The sequence below is a fragment of the Nitrosomonas sp. Is37 genome (assembly GCF_033063275.1).
Taxonomy (GTDB): Bacteria; Pseudomonadota; Gammaproteobacteria; order Burkholderiales; family Nitrosomonadaceae; genus Nitrosomonas.
Genome location: NZ_JAWJYP010000008.1, coordinates 31,839 through 49,299 on the forward strand (window position 1 = coordinate 31,839; position 17,461 = coordinate 49,299).

A 17,461-nucleotide genomic window follows, 5' to 3' on the forward strand; every position below is an offset into this window, starting at 1 on the left:
AAACGCAGAGCTTGGGCTTCACTGGGTAATCTGGTTGTATGCTCCTTTTTATCTCAACCACTGCTGCCTGATTTCAAGCAATAATTCGCCCAACTGCCTGGTACGTACGGGTTTGTGAATATGATGGTGTTGCTCAAAGTAAATAGAGTCATTTTCTATCTTCAGAAAGCGGATGCCAGCATCTTCCACATCGTGACGCAGTTTCTCCAATGCGGCATCGGTAGTTACGGCAGGTTGAGCTGGAGATTCTATGAGTAAATAAATTATCTGCAATACTGCAGGTAAATCAAGGCGCTTGGTGTGTGAAGCAATCACGGCCAGTGCTTTCCATAGCGCATCATGCCGCTCATGGTGATGCAATGGATGTGCGTCGAGTGTTCCGTGCAGCAATGAAGTAATATGATTTAGCCATGAGGCAGGTGGCGACACTGTTTCGAATGCTTTCATCGGTTCATGGGCAATATGTATGCCAAATTCATCGCCGCGCTGGATTTCCGCCAACACAAGGAGCGCGAGGCCTCTTGCCAAATCATAACGTGGCAATACGTCATTCAAACGTGTATCACTTATGGCATATAGATCGATAAGCAAATCTGCTAGTGGTGGGGTGGTTAACCACAATGTTTGCGCCAGTCGTGTGGTCGGTTGTGGTCCACGCAGGGTGTGCCAATGGGCTTCACAAAGCTCAACTAGCGCAACCTGCAGGGCAAGACAATGCGGCTCGGGTAATCGCTTGACCAGCTCCTGGGCTTCTGTTTCAATAAGTGAAAGACTTGTCATGGCAATATTTTTGGATTAAGTATGAACTCAAGCTGAGTGCAACAACGACAGGTATCAGTAAAATTACTGTTTCCTGCCAATCGGCATCAGGATAAGCGACTGTTCCTGCACTGGTAAGCCCAATACATTAGCAATCTCCTCATCATCAAAGTCACCAACTATCACTGTGATCAAATCCAGCGCGCCTGCCTGTAAGAACAGGTTCTGCGCCGCGTGTCCAGCTTCCATATGCACATAACGTTTCCCGCTCTCCCCATACTTTCGAGTAGTACGATTATAATCTGCGGCAAATACTACGATGGCGGCCGCATTGGCCAGCCAGTCCTGACCGAAAGCAGCGCTCGCTAATAAATTGCGCCGATCGCCCCCTTGTATCAATACCAAATGATGCCGATCAGGATGATAACCATACACACCGGGAGTGAGATCCTGCACCGTTCCAACAACCAGATACAACTGCAGGGGATACAAGGTACCGGCCGATGGCGCAGTACGATAACCTTGCGGGTGAGTAATACCTTGTGCCGCCCATAATAATTGTCCGATTTCGGTTAACTGCAGTGTAGTAGTCGGATATTCACAGATGGAACGACGATTTGCTAATAACTGTTCAAGAGAAGTAGAGCCAGTTAAAGCAGGTTGTGGTAAGGCAATGGTTTCACTTTGTTGCGCTCCTTGTTGTGCCATAACGCCTCCGGTTATAAAACAAATTAACAGTAACAGTAAATATGATCGGAGGAGTATCCTATTAATTCCTGTTTCTACTTTGCTTAATCGGTTTGAATTGCCATTTTCTGCTCGGAAAGTACGAATCAACTTGTAACCCAGGACCAGAACTGATACATCGCAGTACCGGCAAAGGTTCCTAGCGCATAACCAAAAACACCTATCAGCACGCCGGGTGTGATCAGATCACGCCACCCTTTGGCGGCGGCCAGGGCAGGTGCAGTGGTTGCACCGAGCACCGTCGCATTTGATGCCGTGATCAGCTCTGGCAGTGAAAATCCAAGCAATTTGCCGAAGCCAAAAGTAATCAACGCGTGCACGGTCAACAAAATAACTACCACCAAAATCAACAGCGGTGCAATTTGGATCATGGCCAATACGTTGGCTCCTGCAGCGATGGCTGCGAAGAATATCAACGACAAGAGTATGCCCAGTTCAAAATCGCCATGCAGTCGTGCCATCTGCTTAGGAAACAAGGTGGCAATAATGACAGCCAGCAGCGTGATCATTGCGTAGCGCCAGTCTGGAGTATTTAACCAGGCGGCCAGTGCATCTCCAGTTGCCACAGTCAGCAGCGCAAGCGTTAGTGACATTGCTAAAGTCAATGGAGTAGGGTGCCCCAGCTCCGGATTATGAGTGGCTAAATCGTGATTGCAGGGGAGGTAGCGTCGTACAAGCCAGCTCCAGCTTGGCAGTACTGCTAACATGGCCAGGTACAACGCGCTGAACAAATTGTCCGTAGCCGTGGCCGCCGAAAAAAACGAAGCATCCTCACGCAGCCTGGTGATTTCTCCCAGGGCTGCATAATTTACTGCACCACCGATGTAGGTGGAGGTAAACAGTCCGGCGATTGCGGGTTCACGCAAAGAAGCATCGATTGCCGCTCCTGTGCCCAGTGAGGACAGATCAAGCAACAGCACGGCTACGATCGCACCGATGATGGTTCCTATGCATGCAAGTAAAAACGCCATAGTCATGCGCGTGGTTTCAAAGAAGAGCCGCCTGATGTCAGCCTTGAACAAAAAGAGCGGGAGCAGCACAGGAACAAAATATTCGAATACAAAATCATAAACGGGGGCTGCATGCGGAATGATATTGACATTCGCTGCGATAATGGCAGCAAGTATTGCGATATTGGCGCTGGTTAGTTGTGCACCGATGCGGGTTCTTTCTGTGAGTATGGCGAGAGTAGCAATTGCAAAAAGCGCAGCCATGATCGCGAAATGATTATCAGCAGAAATCAAAGAAATAAGCATACTCCCATCAGGATATTGTTGACTTTATACTTAGAAATACCCCATTTAATCATGCATATTGCGTGAGATTAATGCATTCTTAATCTGATTTAATCTGATTAAACGGTTTGTTCTGGAAAAAATTCTGAATATTATCCGCAACCTGATTGAGTAAACGCTGTCTGGATTCTCTGCTGGCCCAGGCAATATGCGGTGTGATAATCAAATTTGGCTGTGGGTATTCCAATAATAAATTGCCCTCAACAGGTGGTTCCTTTTGCAAAACATCAGTGGCTGCACCGGCAATGCGACCAGAAGACAGGCTCTCTAGCAGGTCAGCTTCGTTTACTAAGCCACCGCGCGCAGTATTAACGAGATAGGCCGAAGGTTTCATCAGCTCGAATTCTCTTCGACTGATCAAGTTACGGGTTTCGTCTGAAAGCGGGCAGTGCAAGGTAATAAAATCTGCCTGGCTAATGACTTCATCAAATGCTATCCGCCCAGGGCGGGGAGGCTGTCCCTTATGCTCAGCGACCAACGATCGCATCCCAAATGCCTTGGCTATTTCTGCCACTGCTTGACCCAACGCACCATAGCCGATTATCCCGAGCGATTTGCCTAATAGCTCTTCTATACCGAAATCAAGAGGGCAAAAATGAGTGCTTCTTTGCCAGCCACCATCCTTTACCAGTTGCTGATATTCCACAAAACGACGCGAAAGATTGAGTATTAGCATGAAAACATGCTGCACAACAGAAGGTGTAGCATAGCTCCGCACATTACAGACTGGGATATTGTAATCAGCCGCTGCTGTGAGATCGATATTGTTATAACCAGTTGCGGCAATGCAGACTAATTTCAGGCGGTTAGCCGAAGATAATGTCGCCCGATCAAGCAGCGCTTTATTGATGACAACCACCTCTGCATCTCTGATTCTTTCTGTGACTTGATCAGCGGCGGTATCTTCATAATAGCGCCAAGGCGAGATAGCTCGTTCTAGCGCCGTGCAGTCCATATCGCCACGTGTGACAGAACCAAAATCAAGAAAAACTGCGCGCATACAATTGCCTTTGTTGAAGGTAGGAGTAATTCATACTGTGATTGGGATATATTGAAAGCCTGGTGTGTTGTCAAATACCTTGAGAGATTAGGAAATAAGTATACGGAATAATTTACTTTGATCCTCACTAAATTAGCATCATTGAAATGGTTGCTTTCGGCCAAAATCATCCAGTCAATTTCTCTCTATAAATCTCCGATAATCTAGCTAAATAATATCAAATAGCCAATACTTTCATGATCTGCAGAACTGCATAACGCTCATTTAGGATGATATATAGATTAGCTAATCTGACAAACATAACAATTTTGTTGCTGTTAATTTCAATAGCATGGAAGATATACTAAAACCATATAATTACTTGTCAGGCCTCAGCAATGAGCACTGATGCCGAAAAGCCCGAATCAGAATGCGTGGTCCACGACCACCCGGTGCCGTCGAGCGAGTTGGCGCGATACAGCGTAGATCGCGACCCACACTCCGAGCGCGACATCGCGAACTACGTAGAAGGTCAAGCTCGCGACGAGATCGTCCACCACGTGGAGCGCGTGAAACGGGAGATCGTGCTCGGGGAGGTATATGACATTTGGGACGTGACGACCCATAAGGACAGGTGGTGGGTGATCACGAACCTCACCAATCTCTACTCGCAGAAGTATTTTCCTAGCCTAGACTACACCCTCTCGTTTCATATTGGTCTGATGACGCGGTTGCGCAGTAGGTCCGGGCGAATTGCCCCTCAAGATCCGTCGCCCTTCGATGAGGTTATCCGAAGAGCCGACCAAGCCCAGGCGCGCCACGACGCTGCCGTCGAAGTCGAAGACTACCAGGCGGTCGGTATGCTGCTTCGCGAGAGCTTGATTTCCCTCATTTCCGCCCTGCGTCGGCGGGTACCGATTAGTGAGGGCATTGAGAAGCCGCAGGAAGCGAACTTCGTCGGGTGGAGTGATGTGCTGATGAACGAGCTCTGTCGTGGTGGAAGCAGAAAGGAACTGCGGCAGCACCTGAAGAATACGGCAAAGGAAGCCTGGCAGCTGGCAAACTGGCTCACGCATACCCGTAGCGCTACGTGGACTGCTTCGTCAATCGCGATACATTCATGCCAGACCGTAATTGGCCACTACATCCAGATTCTCGAGGGTGGGCGAGCGGACAAGGTCGGAGAGTGTCCCGTCTGCAAGTCTCGGGACATTCGAAGCCACTTCGATATAGGGATCCCACCCGATGGTGACTACTACACGAGCTGCGGCGTATGCGAGTGGACGGACCATCCTGCCGGGTCCGGTGAGGCAGAGGCCTAACATGACGATCAACACGGACGTCCTATCGGCGGGCTTCGCCCACCTACTGTCCGCCGGTCCTCTCCAACATTAAAAAGGTGTCAGTCATTGCATCTTGCAAAATGAACGAATTAACCGACTAACAGTAATGTAATAAACATTATATTTGAGATAGATTTGCCTTTGATATTTCTAGCAAAAGATGATAGTGATTATTCATAAGGCAGTAGGCATAGCATAGTACATATTGTTTCATAGCATGTTATCAGATCTGCTAATAAATCAAGAAACTGTTGTTTATCCTCATCTTCATCAAAAATAGCTTCTCCACCGTTATCCCTTGACATGACATGGTACAAACCATTCGAGAATTCCAGTCTGATTGGACGTGCCATAAAACCATTCCTCCCTATATCCATTTAGGGCTACATATCATAAATGCACTTCATGCACTATACAATGACTGACACCTTTTTCACAAAGAGTAGGTAGATCAAAATTTAGATTCTTTGAAGGAGTGTTAACACCAACTCTAATCCTGATGTTCTTTGTAAATATCTGCATATATTCTCCAGGATTATTTACGGTTTTACCCATTTGTTGGATTGTGGAGCGAACCTTGCCTGGCTGGGGAATTTCAGGCGATTATCCAAGGATTATGAGATTCGAATTCGCAGCTCTGAAAACATGGTGCGTATCGCAATGCTAAGGCTGACTGTGGCTAAATGTATATGTTTTTCAAGACAGCTTCTGAGTCCTGAGCCTAGTATATAGTCAGAACTGTCCCTAATCGTATTTTCTCGTCGTTCCTGAAATTGTAGTCAATTGCATTATTGTTTGTTTATTTGGTAGTTTTTAGAATTAATTATGCAATAAAACTAGATTGATTTGACATATTGCTTCAACTTAAGAGTAATGAAGTGGTCCCGCAAAACTGAACAGAAAATAATATTAATTATCAATCTACGACAGTTTTAACCTCTAAATTTTTGCTTCATAAAAAAGGTTAAAGTTTATACATAACTATTCTAAAGACGGGATATCTCATGATAATTAAAATCCAAGCACAGAATGTATCTGAACAATACGAACTTGACTCTGCCTTAGTCGATAGTGCGCTTTCGAGTTTTCAAATGGTGCTGGATTTGCCGATTACTGCTGATCGGATTAATAAATGGATATCTGTTAGTGAGAATGGTCAGATTATCGACGCAATATTTTCCCATACTGGTCGAAATGGGATAGGCTAAATAAAGATGATTACTATCGAGTTAGCTTCAAGACAGAAACGCCACAAGGATATCAGACCCGAATCAGAGTTAATTTTACTGCCCAAGTTGGTTGGGAGTATAAAAAACCGAACTTACCGAGTTATTACTCCGTCAGAATCATTGACAAGTCGGCTTGTCGGTAGCGCGACCCTTCAGGGTTTGCAGACCGGGTTGGATCCTTTTGACATCGGTATAGGCCTGGCTCGTGCTCCCCAGATCTAACCATGTGATAGTTCTTTGATAGATCAACCCGACAGAGGGGCAGCATTTGGTATTCCCAAAATTTGGGCAACATATTTTTTCTTATAAAAGGAGATAAAAATGTTGAATATTATCAAAAAGATCATTGTTCTAGTTGGCTTGATAATTTTGACTGTACCGATCAATAGTATTATCCATTCGGTGATATTGCTTTTGGGGCTGTCGACTCCAGTTATCGAATAAATTTAGTTAAATGAGGTAATCTCTCGGCTATGCTGGTATAGCTGAGGGAATCGAAGAGAACGATCATTGGCGTGGTCGACATTTCCTTTCCGATTCTTGTGGTTATGGCTTCTAGAGAAAGGTGTCAGTCATTGCATCTTGCAAAATGAACAAATTAACCGACTAACAGTACTGTAATAAACATTATATTTGAGATAGATTTACCTTTGGTGTTTCTAGCAAAAAATGATAGTGATCATCCATAAGGCACTAGGCATAGTATATTGTTTCATAGCGTGTTATTAGCTCTGCTAATAAATCAAGAAACTGCTGTCTATCCCCATCTTCATCAAAAATAGTTTCTCCACCGTCCCCCTTGACATAATATGGAATAAACCATTCGAGAATTCCAGCCTGATCGGACGCGCCATAAAACCATTCTTCTCTATATTCATTTATGGCTACGTATCATAAATGAATATAGAGAAGAATGGCTGTATTAGTGAGGTACAAAAACATACATGGACGCCCACTTTTTGCCAAGCCTTCAACTAATGATTTTGAGTAGATAAAGATTGCAGCCATACATCCGGACTTTGTATGAGGTATATTACCTCTGCCCCTGATGGAATTCGCTGAGTAGCGCCTTATCATATTAGCGTGCTCGATGCACTGTTTTTTGTTCAGGTTTAGCCACTCACGGTCTAACCAGTCTCGCCATCATGTCATGATTGCCTGTGCAATCGGTAGTTATCTTTCTCCTTAAGCTCATTTTTAATGCAGCATTACCAATACGCCCCTATTCAACCGTCGCGATCAGCGAGCTGCAGTTGCTACTATAGTGTGATCAGAATGAAATGTAGCTTTTTTGGTAAGCAATACCCAGATGATGCGAGCATTCTTGTTTGCCAGGGCAACAGCAGCAACGTTTTTATTGCGTCGCGCTATCAGCTTGCACAGCCAGCTTCCGGGCTCGGCCTTTTTCTCGGCAATGCGGATGACTGCTCTTGCTCCGTGGATCAGCAGGGTACGAAGATAAGTATCGCCACGTTTGCTGATACCGAGCAATAACTGCTTGCCTCCGCTTGCATGCTGCTTGGGCACCAACCCTAGCCATGCCGCTAATTGTCTGCTGTCCTTAAATTCCGTCGCGTTTCCTACTGTTGCCACAATGGCGCTCGCTGTAATCGGGCCAACACCAGGAATGGCTTCCAATCTTTGGCTGGCCTCACTCTCCTTGTGCCAGAGCTTGATTTGTAACTCTAATTCGTCCACTTGACGATCCAGTTCCTTAAGGTGGTCATTCAGTCTTTCCAGCAATCGGCGCATTGTTCCTGGCAAACCATTTTCGCCATCTTCCAGAATGTCAGGCATACATTTGCCAATCGATTGGATGCCCTGAGGGATGACGATACCAAACTCAGAGAGGAGGCCGCGTATCTGATTTGCCTGGGCGGTTCTGGCCTTGACAAAACCCTGTCTGGTACGATGCACTGATAGCATGGCTTGTTGCTCAACAGTCTTGATCGGTACAAAACGCATATTGGGTCGACTCACCGCTTCGCAGATCGCTTCCGCATCCGCCATATCATGCTTGTTAGTTTTGACATAAGGTTTGACAAACTGAGGAGACATGAGCTTGACGGTGTGCCCAAATTCACCCAGCTTCCTTGCCCAATGGTGTGAACTACCACAGGCTTCCATGCCTATCAAGCAGGGCTCTAGATTGGCGAAATACTTCGCCATCTCGCTGCGGCGCAATTGCTTGCGCAACACAGTCTTACCATGCATATCTACACCGTGAATCTGAAATACTTCTTTTGCTAAATCAATTCCTATTGTTGTAATCTTCATGTCGGACGCTCCTATCTGGTTTAGTGGTTATTACACCATTACTTTGGCACTTTGATGCCGTTTAGGGTAGTGGGCGTCCATTCCATTATATTAGTTTGAAACAAAGTGATAGTATTCATATTACCAAGCGATCAAAGAAATAAATCGCTCAAGAAACCAATGGACGAAATTATTGCCGGCATTACTGATAGAGGAGAGGCAATGAATGCGATATACAAAACGGGACATTACACAATGTTTGAAATCGCAGCATATTTTTATATTCATTACAGTACTGTTAGTCGGTTAATTCGTTCATTTAAATTATATAATTACATGTTAGAGCTCATCTCCGGCCATGCACACTCGCACGCCTCCTCAAATCGACAAGCACATCGGGCGGTTGGCTGCACGTGTCGGGGCTGGGCAACAGCTCGTTTACCTCGACGTAGTAGCGGCGCCAGGTGCTATTCCCGGTGAGTGTTTCGCTAACGTTGCTGCGAAGGCTCAGAGCGAGGGCGGCAGCATCGTCTATGGGTGGCAACTTTGGGAGTGGCCACACGTCCTCGTTGAAGCGGAGTTTCACGCGGTTTGGCGGGCCCCTGACGGTACGTTGCACGAGATCACTCCGAAACACGATGGGGATGAACGAATACTCTTTGTGCCGGACCCAAGGCGGACGTACAACGGGACGCCCATCGATAATGTGAGAGTCGCGGTGCGGGACGATCTGCTTGTCCATGACTTCATCGCGGTGGCAGAAGAAATGGTGCGGGTCCGAATTCGCAGCGGAAGGGAAGATCGCCCGGGCTACATCTCTATGCCTGCTCACGAGATCGAACCCTTGATGGAACTGCAATCCCTCATAGGACACATGCTCTTGCAGGGGAAGCGCGCCAACGACCTGTGTGCGTGCGGCAGCGGTAACAAGTACAAGCGATGCCACGGCAAGATCCTGGGCAAATGAGCTCTAACATGGCAATCGACGCGGACGTCCTATCGGCGGGTGTTCGCCCGCCTACTGCTGTTCGCCGATCATTTCTACGCTAAGTTTTTGGAGTGACGAGTGTCCCGAGCCGTAACTGCTGATCATGTATTGTTTGATGAATGTATCGATTCTTTTCGCAGGGAGCGAGATGATTATCGCCCTTACGATACAGGCGAAAGTTATTCCTTTTTGTTGACGCCATTTCAATTGAGTGAAGAGTGGGATTTGGAACTATGTAAGATATCTTCTTCGATCAGAGTTACCTTACCTGGAGCTTACTCAGCATTCATTAGCAAAGTTAAAAATCCTGATTGGGTAGGCACTCATAACTCACACCTTTTTGGGATAGCTTTATCGACAATCGTTTCATCAGTAACTCTCAAGTTGTCTAAGTCTACTAGGGATGATTATTTGTGCAGGCACAATGAATTATCAGAACACGATATTTATCAGCTTGCCATCGTTCACCCAGTATTAGTCGCTGATCCAGGAGCCGTAAATTCAATTCTTTCCAAGTCGAAACAAGATCAGATGAGGGAGGAGATTTCAAACCTTATTAATATTTTGTGTTCTCTCGACTATGAGATGTACCGCACTGTAATGCAAAGCCTTAGACTTATACATCTCTCTTTGCTAACAAAGAGAGATGATTTTGGGCTTGCTTACTTTCTAGTCGTTTCGGCCATTGAGTCAATCGCTCAAAAGGCAATCAAGAGAGATAAAGTCAAGAAGAAGCATCCCGAAGAGGCTTTGTGGAAAGAAAAAGCCGAAGAAGATCCGATGTTTGAAGCACTTCTTGATGCTTATCTTGAATCAAGAGGAAAAAATGAATATTTGCGAGAACGATTTGTAAAATTCATAGAAAAATATGCCCCCGTTGAGAAATGGGAACAGTATATTGAACATCCAATGCAAGATATGGTTGATTCAATAAAAGAAGTGAATCCTTTGCACAATTTAGAGCACATAACTGGCAAACATTGGTTTGAGAAATATCCAAATGACTTGACTAAAGATGAGATCGATTTGATCTTGTCAGATGTTTATGTGCATCGTTCATGCTTTGTTCACCGTGGTGAACAACCTCCTCACACTAATCCTAACCCTTCTTTAAATCGCTTTTTCCAAGAAGTTAGAGAGTACGATGACTATAATATAAAGGAATTAATCCTTCCCAATTATGAGTTATTATTAGGTCTTGCGAAAAACTCAATATATAACTGGGCATCAGAAAAACTTAACAAAGCATTGTAGTGGACAAGCCACTGAATGCGGCGCTAAGCCTTGGAAGGAGGCGCATGAAGTCAGAAACGCAAGTCACAGGAAATATTGGCATGTACTATGCATGCTATAGGCTTTCTCGCATGAGCTTGAACGTAATGCCGATTGCACACAATGCGAGAAGTATCGACATAATCGCCTACAAACAAGAGCGGAACGGAGTTCATTAGAGTGCAAGTGAAGGTGTTAACCAAACAGAATCTAGTGCTGCTAGGAAATAGCCTTGATAAGATCATGGGAGACTACTGGTTAATCATCAACAACGTGGGCAAAGAACCTAACGCATATGTAATGAAGCCTGAGGAAATTAGGTCTCTCGCACATCGAGGGAAGAAAAATGGGATCGTCTCTTACTGGCTTCAGTCAACTTCCTACGACACACCGGAGTTCAGGGAGGCGTGGCATAGTACCGGGAACGGGAATAATATGGCCTAACCATCGACTCTGAGCGATCCGCAAAAGCGGCACGAGTTTCGGTGGGACGTTTCCGGCACTGGTGTGCGGCTTTTGCGGTTGCCTGAGCCGTAGCGCTATCACCGTTAAAAACCAATTTTGCCCTACCTCACTGTCTGGTTTGAGTCGAATTCAGTCGATAAATGTCAGATTAAATGGAGGCTAATTCAACTACTGTTTGGCAATATGCACCTCCTCGGCTGAGAAAACGGATTTTTCAGGATTGCATAACAAGACAGGGCGGTCAAATGCCCACAATCTCCCCATCATCGGACAGATCAATTCTGTGTGCAGCCGGATCATGCGGTAAGCCGGGCATGGTGACGATGTCGCCAGTCAGTACCAGTAAGTAACCAGCACCGGCGGCAATGCGTACCGATTCAACTGGAAGTACAAACTCACTGAGACGGCCTACTTGGGCTGGGTCACTGCTGAGTGACAGGTGAGTCTTGGCAATACAGATGGGAAGCCGCTCGTAACCCAGTGAGCGAACCCGTTCAAGATCTTTTTTTGCAATACGGCTGAATTCGAGATCGCTGGCGCCGTAGATAATGCGAGCGACAGCAGCAATTTTCTCCTCAGGAGGTGACTCCAAATCATAAAGATAACGCACTGGCGGTGCCGGCTGAGCAGCGGCAGCGGTGACCGCATGCGCTAACGCTTCAGCTCCAGCGCCTCCATCGGTAAAACCGGTAAAAAGGGCGGTAGTCAGCCCAAGTTTGGCGCATCCTTTCTCCATAACAGTCAATTCTTGTTTAGTGTCGCCCTCAAAGCAATTGATAGCGATGACCGGCTCAAAACCAAAGGCGCGTACGCTGCGAACATGATGCTCCAGGTGTTCCAAACCACGTTCGATTTCTTGGATGGGACCAGGGGAGGTGAGGTCGCCGCCACCATGGATTCTTAATGCTCTGGCAGTTACCACCAGTACGACCACACTGGGCCATAGGCCAGAGCTGCGGCATTTTATGTCAAAAAATTTCTCGGCGCCTAGATCAAAGCCAAAACCCGCTTCTGTCACAGCAAAATCTGCACAGGTAGCGGCGATCTTAGTGGCGATCACACTATTGCAGCCATGAGCGATGTTGCCAAATGGGCCTCCATGCACAAAAGCTGGCACGCCTTCGGTGGATTGCACCAGATTCGGTAGAATCGCATCCTGTAGCAGAGCCGCCATTGCGCCTGTTGCCTTAAGACTCTGTGCCGTTACCGAGTTACCAGAGCGGTCAAACCCAACTAGGATGCGCCCCAGCCGAGCTTTTAGATCAGCGAGGTCCTCTGATAGACAAAGGATTGCCATTATTTCTGAAGCTGCAGTGATGTCAAAGCCGCTTTCACGCGGTACACCATTAAGATGCCCGCCAAGTCCAATCACGGTCTGACGCAGCGCGCGGTCATTCACATCCAGTACACGGCGCCAAAAGACTTGACGGTGTTCCAGGTCTAGTTCACTGCGAAAATGAATGGCATTGTCCAGCAAGGCGGCCAATAGATTGTGCGCTGCACCGATGGCGTGCAGATCCCCCGTGAAATGCATATTGATGCGAGTTGAAGGCTCGAGCTGGCAGCAGCCGCCACCAGTACCACCGCCCTTGACGCCAAAGATGGGGCCGAGCGAAGGTTCGCGTAAAGCAAGTGCTGTGCGCTGACCAATGCGGGCAAGACCTTGCGCTAGACCGATAGAAACAGTGGTTTTTCCTTCACCACTACGTGTGGGATTAATCGCCGAAACCAGTACGATTTTTCCTTTTGGCTTAGCTTCTTCCTTTGGCAAGGCGCTCAACCGAAGCTTTGCCATATACTCGCCATAGCACATCAGTGCATTTGGTTGCAGATCAAGTGCTGCGGCGATATTCAGTATGGGGCGCATTATAAAAACTTCAGGCGAGAAGAATAAGTATATGTGAGAGCTTTAATATATTGTATGTCCAACATTTTCCGGTTTTTATTACATTATAGAGTCTCGGTGGCACGGGTGCGGGTACTGCAAAACATAAGAGTGGAATTAATTCTAACATTCCAACACTCATCCCGAGTATTTTGTTGGAATCACCGCTTTTCCGCTTAAAGTGATTTCTGGTTACTCACAAACCTACTAGAGGAGGGTATAAGCTGTGTTGCTTTTCAAGACTTTGTTTTATGCAAGATTTTACAGAAAAGGTTACGTGTATTGTACGCACTGTGCAGCTCCTGAAGTTAAATTACCTCCGGCAAAGCCGGAGGCTTATTTCTGTTAGCCCCTCAAAGGGGCAAGAATTGGCGCCACCTAAAGGTGGCATCACATACCAAGCTTGAGCTGATCATAATGTTCATCCTCCTTCTCTTGATGTCGGATATATTCTCTAACCATCTCTTCATCTAACCCTACGGTCGATACAAAATAACCACGCGCCCAAAAATTTTCACCTGTGAAATTCCTCGATTTCCCCATAAACTTTCGTGCTATCAATATTGCACTTTTCCCCTTGATATACCCTACTACATAAGACACTGAGTACTTCGGCGGAATACTAATGCACATGTGTACATGATCAGGCATCAAATGTCCTTCCACTATCTGGCACTCTTTCTGCTCTGCTAACTCGTGCAATACCTTCCCAAGGTGCTTTCGTATTACTCCAAATATCACCTTTTTCCTTCTCTTCGGAATAAATACAACGTGGTACTTACAGTCCCATGTTGTATGGGCCAAACTCTGATAATCTCTCATTTGATTCTCCTAGCTCTTGATCAAGCTAAAAGAATCAAGGTGACCGTATCACACGGTCAAACCTTTAATAGTCCCCCGGCAAAGCCGGGGGATTACCTCGTTTATTTATTTTTAGGAAAATAAGCGATAGATATTATTTACATTGCAAATAATAATAATTATTATTTACATATCATAAAGAGTCATTTGAATTTGATGTCAATGTCAATTGTGATCTGAAAATCAAAGTGGTGCGAGCATTCATATATCATTACTGCCACCATCTTATTGATTCTTCATTAAAACGAAATTACATTTAGCCAGCCACAAAGCGCATGATGCTTGTCAGCCAGCCATTACTTCAATAACTAGGAGATGGCTTTGTGTATAAAAAATTAGGGCTGGTTGAGAGCAGAGGGTGCCACTTCTCACAAATTTCAAGTTCATTTCTGGCAACATGCGCTTTCTCGTTTGCCAGAAATGATCAACAGTGCTGATGCAGCTATCTGCCCTACAGATTGCGTCAGCCATGCCGCTTATTATCAGTTAAAACGTCTTTGCAAACGTCATGGTAAGCCTTGTTTGCTATTCAAGGGAAAAGGCATTGCTAGCTTTGCGTCTGCACTTACCCACTTATCATTATGCCAAGTGAGTTTGAATGCTAGTACTTTTGAATTGCCGGAGGAAAGCATCGAGAAATGACTATTAAATTGAATTAAATTTTATCCATCTAGCCAATTTAATTTCATTGCACGTTAACTGATGTTTCATTGTGGAACAATAGTCATATAAGAGATTAAAGAAGCAAAAATGTATATGTAGAAAAAGGACGGTAACAACGGCTTACATATACCTAATCAGGTATTAATTTTAAATAATCAATATCTTAATCGAGAGAATATTCTGTTAAATAAGGAGGCGTTGCTAGAAACGGCGATGCTTTGGAATAAATACCGAATGATTATCAGAATCATTTTTATTAAAAATGATGAATGATTATCAGAATCATTTTTATTCATATTGTTACAATAAAAATATAAAAACTTATGATGTTATCAGTAGAAGAATGGACTCAGGAATTAGATACAACGTTTATCGCGAATCGTACCCAATTACTCCGGGTAGCTTATAAAATTTTAGGTGACTGGGAACGATCAGATGATGTGGTGCAAGACGCTTATATCAAGATCACAGAGATGGAGGCTGCACAGAAAGTTAGGCAGCCATTGGCTTATTTATTTCAGATCGTACGCAATTTGGCTATCGATCACTATAGGCGTGTTGTATTCGAGTCAGAGCTTTTTGGAGTAGACGAAGAGGGATTGCAAGTTCCAACTCTGGCAGGAACACCGGAGACTCATGCAATCAATCGTCAGCACCTTGAGTTAGTTGCAGAAGCATTAGCCAAGCTGCCTGATCGCACAAAACGGGTTTTTGAGCTTTACCGGATACATGGATATACACACCGGATGATTGCAGATGAATTGGGTATTTCTCCTTCTTTGGCAAACATTCTCATTCATGAAGCAACAAATCACTGCAGGAATGCTCTTTAATCTAAATAGCCAGTAGATTCAAGAGATTCTCTGGCTATTTCCTAATCATAAACAGAGCACAGTTACTTGTGGTGATCATTTAATTCCATTTCTAAATCAAACCTGACTTTGTCGGCTTCTTTTTGACATTTTTTGTATTCTCAATAAGCCGGTTCGTCTAGTATGAATAAGAAGCGTTCTTATTAAGAAGAATTAAAAATCCTATTCATTTGTAAATCTGAGGGATGTGCTATGACGAGTTGCTTTGATCGCGAAGATGGTGTTTTTCGCGTTTTAGTTAATCATGAAGAACAATACTCTATTTGGCCGGAATGGAAAGTGATTCCCGGTGGCTGGCGGGATACAGGTGTACTAGGCGACAAAAAGACCTGTCTCGATCATATTGAGAAAGTCTGGACTGATATGCGTCCACTCAGCTTGCGGCGTTTCATGGATAACCAGGTTTAGGGCAACATATTTATGCTCAAACCATTAACCCTGCTCTGTTTGCCGTGTGCAGGCGCGAGTGGCACCATGTACCTCCGCTGGCGACGGTTACTACCTTCCTGGATAACGGTGCAGCCTATCGAGTTGCCAGGGCGTGGTAGCCGAACAGATGAGCTCCCTCAGGAAAGCTATCTAGCACTGATTGAAAGCTTAGGCGATGAGCTTGTATCCATATTGCCTGAACAATACGCCTTTTTTGGGCACAGCATGGGTGCCTTGTTGGCTTATGGAATTACCCATCACTTGTCTGCTCGGAAATTACCGCTTCCCACTGCATTGGTCGTTTCAGGCTGTGCAGCACCCAATCGTCAGGATAGCGAACGCTATAGCAAAATACAGGGTGAGGCAGCATTGATCGCGGAGCTAAGGAAGCAGGCTGGTACACCGGAAAAAGTGTTCGATCACTCGGAACTATTGGCGATGACACTGGATTTATTAGCGATAGATTACCGACTATGTGGGAGCTTCCAGCATGTGGAGTTACCGCCTCTGCCCATTCCCATCCATGTTTTTGGCGGGCGTGCGGATGAGATTGAAGCGGCAAAGCTGAATGATTGGCAGCTGGCAGGTACTCAAGCATTTACCTTGGATTGGTTTGAGGGTGGTCATTTCTTTCTTCGTCAATCTGAAGAAGTATTTCTGCACACTCTGGTAAAGCGTCTGACGGAAAGTCTAATTGGAGTCCCTTATGAAGTACCTGAATCGCCTGCAACTGCCTGAAACGCTACCTGTTGGCATCGAAGTTTGGTTGCTCGAGTTCGATTTCGATTCGAATCAGCTTGCTGATGACTGGACATTGCTGAGCGCAGAAGAAAAAGCGCGCGCACTTCGCTTTCATCAACTGCGGGACCGAGTGCGCTTTATTGCGACACGGGCGGCGCTCCGCCGTTTGCTAGCGGAATGTGTGATGGTGTCACCTCAGGCATTACGCATTGTAACGAACAGCTTTGGTAAGCCGCACTTGCATGCGCATTCTGGTATCGCGTTCAGCGTTTCCCACGCCGGTAATTTTGCTTTGATTGCGTTATCTACTCAGGGAGAAGTGGGCGTCGACATTGAGCAGTGCCATCGGGATGTTGCTAATCTGGAGGCGCATGTGCTTTCTCCGGTAGAGCGGGCGTGGAAGATCTGGTCAAGCAAGAATTTCATCGAGCTGTGGGTAGTGAAAGAATCAGTATTGAAAGCACTGGGATTTGGTATCGCCGAATATCTGCCAGCTATAACCGTTCTGCCAAATCATGATGGCAGCTATTGCATTATCCACGATCAAACCGAATGGGCGAAAGTCAACGCCTGGTCGATTAGTGCACCCATTCACTACGCGGCAGCATTAGCGCTGACACATCAAAGTCAATCGCTAGCAAAGCGTCAGCCTTTTCTATCCTAATTAATCCCAGAAG

The 17,461-nt window shown here is 45.7% G+C and carries 19 protein-coding genes; 11 read left to right on the forward strand and 8 right to left on the reverse strand.

Annotation, left to right across the window (positions count from 1 at the left end; translation table 11 throughout):
- Positions 1-48: 48 nt before the first annotated feature.
- From R2Q26_RS05340 to R2Q26_RS05355, 4 genes are all read right to left on the reverse strand, one after another.
- Complete coding sequence (locus R2Q26_RS05340; protein ID WP_317535323.1) at positions 49-780, reverse strand: hypothetical protein; 732 nt, start codon at positions 778-780, stop codon at positions 49-51.
- Between the two features lie 63 nt (positions 781-843).
- The gene (locus tag R2Q26_RS05345) at positions 844-1,467 is read right to left on the reverse strand and encodes a SagB/ThcOx family dehydrogenase (RefSeq protein ID WP_317535324.1); all 624 of its coding nucleotides are present in this window, start codon (positions 1,465-1,467) and stop codon (positions 844-846) included.
- A 125-nt stretch (positions 1,468-1,592) separates the two neighbouring features.
- A complete protein-coding gene (locus tag R2Q26_RS05350) occupies positions 1,593-2,762 on the reverse strand; it encodes a DUF819 family protein (RefSeq protein ID WP_317535325.1) in 1,170 nt (389 codons plus the stop codon).
- 79 nt (positions 2,763-2,841) lie between these two features.
- Positions 2,842-3,801, reverse strand: coding sequence for a 2-hydroxyacid dehydrogenase (locus R2Q26_RS05355; RefSeq protein WP_317535326.1), 960 nt, complete (start codon positions 3,799-3,801; stop codon positions 2,842-2,844).
- 377 nt (positions 3,802-4,178) lie between these two features.
- Here R2Q26_RS05355 and R2Q26_RS05360 point away from each other — a divergent pair, with 377 nt between their 5' ends.
- Positions 4,179-5,102, forward strand: a complete 924-nt coding sequence (locus R2Q26_RS05360) for a hypothetical protein (RefSeq protein ID WP_317535327.1) — start codon at positions 4,179-4,181, stop codon at positions 5,100-5,102.
- A 191-nt stretch (positions 5,103-5,293) separates the two neighbouring features.
- On the opposite strand, the gene R2Q26_RS05365 is transcribed toward R2Q26_RS05360, so the two are convergent.
- Positions 5,294-5,476 (reverse strand): hypothetical protein, encoded by a 183-nt coding sequence (locus R2Q26_RS05365; RefSeq protein WP_317535328.1) that lies wholly within the window; start codon positions 5,474-5,476, stop codon positions 5,294-5,296.
- 651 nt (positions 5,477-6,127) lie between these two features.
- On the opposite strand from R2Q26_RS05365, the gene R2Q26_RS05370 reads away from it, so the two are divergent.
- From R2Q26_RS05370 to R2Q26_RS05380, 3 genes are all read left to right on the forward strand, one after another.
- Positions 6,128-6,331, forward strand: a complete 204-nt coding sequence (locus R2Q26_RS05370; protein WP_317535329.1) for a hypothetical protein — start codon at positions 6,128-6,130, stop codon at positions 6,329-6,331.
- Between the two features lie 6 nt (positions 6,332-6,337).
- The gene (locus R2Q26_RS05375) at positions 6,338-6,574 is read left to right on the forward strand and encodes a hypothetical protein (RefSeq protein ID WP_317535330.1); all 237 of its coding nucleotides are present in this window, start codon (positions 6,338-6,340) and stop codon (positions 6,572-6,574) included.
- Between the two features lie 99 nt (positions 6,575-6,673).
- The gene (locus R2Q26_RS05380; protein ID WP_317535331.1) at positions 6,674-6,796 is read left to right on the forward strand and encodes a hypothetical protein; all 123 of its coding nucleotides are present in this window, start codon (positions 6,674-6,676) and stop codon (positions 6,794-6,796) included.
- Positions 6,797-7,591: 795 nt separating this feature from the next.
- Here the strand turns inward: R2Q26_RS05380 and R2Q26_RS05385 are convergent.
- The gene (locus tag R2Q26_RS05385) at positions 7,592-8,629 is read right to left on the reverse strand and encodes an IS110 family transposase (protein ID WP_317535332.1); all 1,038 of its coding nucleotides are present in this window, start codon (positions 8,627-8,629) and stop codon (positions 7,592-7,594) included.
- A 697-nt stretch (positions 8,630-9,326) separates the two neighbouring features.
- Here R2Q26_RS05385 and R2Q26_RS05390 point away from each other — a divergent pair.
- Both R2Q26_RS05390 and R2Q26_RS05395 read left to right on the forward strand, forming a co-directional pair.
- A complete protein-coding gene (locus R2Q26_RS05390; protein WP_317535333.1) occupies positions 9,327-9,575 on the forward strand; it encodes an SEC-C metal-binding domain-containing protein in 249 nt (82 codons plus the stop codon).
- 99 nt (positions 9,576-9,674) lie between these two features.
- The gene (locus R2Q26_RS05395) at positions 9,675-10,850 is read left to right on the forward strand and encodes a hypothetical protein (RefSeq protein WP_317535334.1); all 1,176 of its coding nucleotides are present in this window, start codon (positions 9,675-9,677) and stop codon (positions 10,848-10,850) included.
- 724 nt (positions 10,851-11,574) lie between these two features.
- On the opposite strand, the gene R2Q26_RS05400 is transcribed toward R2Q26_RS05395, so the two are convergent.
- Complete coding sequence (locus tag R2Q26_RS05400) at positions 11,575-13,200, reverse strand: formate--tetrahydrofolate ligase (protein ID WP_317535335.1); 1,626 nt, start codon at positions 13,198-13,200, stop codon at positions 11,575-11,577.
- Between the two features lie 408 nt (positions 13,201-13,608).
- Positions 13,609-14,040, reverse strand: coding sequence for an IS200/IS605 family transposase (gene tnpA / locus R2Q26_RS05405; RefSeq protein WP_317535336.1), 432 nt, complete (start codon positions 14,038-14,040; stop codon positions 13,609-13,611).
- Between the two features lie 384 nt (positions 14,041-14,424).
- On the opposite strand from tnpA, the gene R2Q26_RS05410 reads away from it, so the two are divergent.
- The 5 genes from R2Q26_RS05410 to R2Q26_RS05430 all read left to right on the forward strand — a co-directional run bounded on the left by R2Q26_RS05410 (position 14,425) and on the right by R2Q26_RS05430 (position 17,448).
- The gene (locus tag R2Q26_RS05410; protein WP_317535337.1) at positions 14,425-14,721 is read left to right on the forward strand and encodes a DUF2325 domain-containing protein; all 297 of its coding nucleotides are present in this window, start codon (positions 14,425-14,427) and stop codon (positions 14,719-14,721) included.
- Between the two features lie 344 nt (positions 14,722-15,065).
- Entirely contained in the window at positions 15,066-15,575 is a 510-nt protein-coding gene (locus R2Q26_RS05415) for an RNA polymerase factor sigma-70 (RefSeq protein ID WP_317535338.1), read from the forward strand.
- Positions 15,576-15,806: 231 nt separating this feature from the next.
- Entirely contained in the window at positions 15,807-16,022 is a 216-nt protein-coding gene (locus R2Q26_RS05420) for an MbtH family protein (protein ID WP_317535339.1), read from the forward strand.
- 12 nt (positions 16,023-16,034) lie between these two features.
- Positions 16,035-16,781: a thioesterase II family protein gene (locus R2Q26_RS05425; protein ID WP_317535340.1), complete on the forward strand. Its 747-nt coding sequence runs from the start codon at positions 16,035-16,037 to the stop codon at positions 16,779-16,781.
- On the forward strand, positions 16,750-17,448 hold the full coding sequence (locus tag R2Q26_RS05430; protein ID WP_317535341.1) for a 4'-phosphopantetheinyl transferase family protein: 699 nt from the start codon (positions 16,750-16,752) through the stop codon (positions 17,446-17,448). Before R2Q26_RS05425 ends, R2Q26_RS05430 begins: the two co-directional genes overlap by 32 nt.
- Positions 17,449-17,461: the final 13 nt, after the last annotated feature.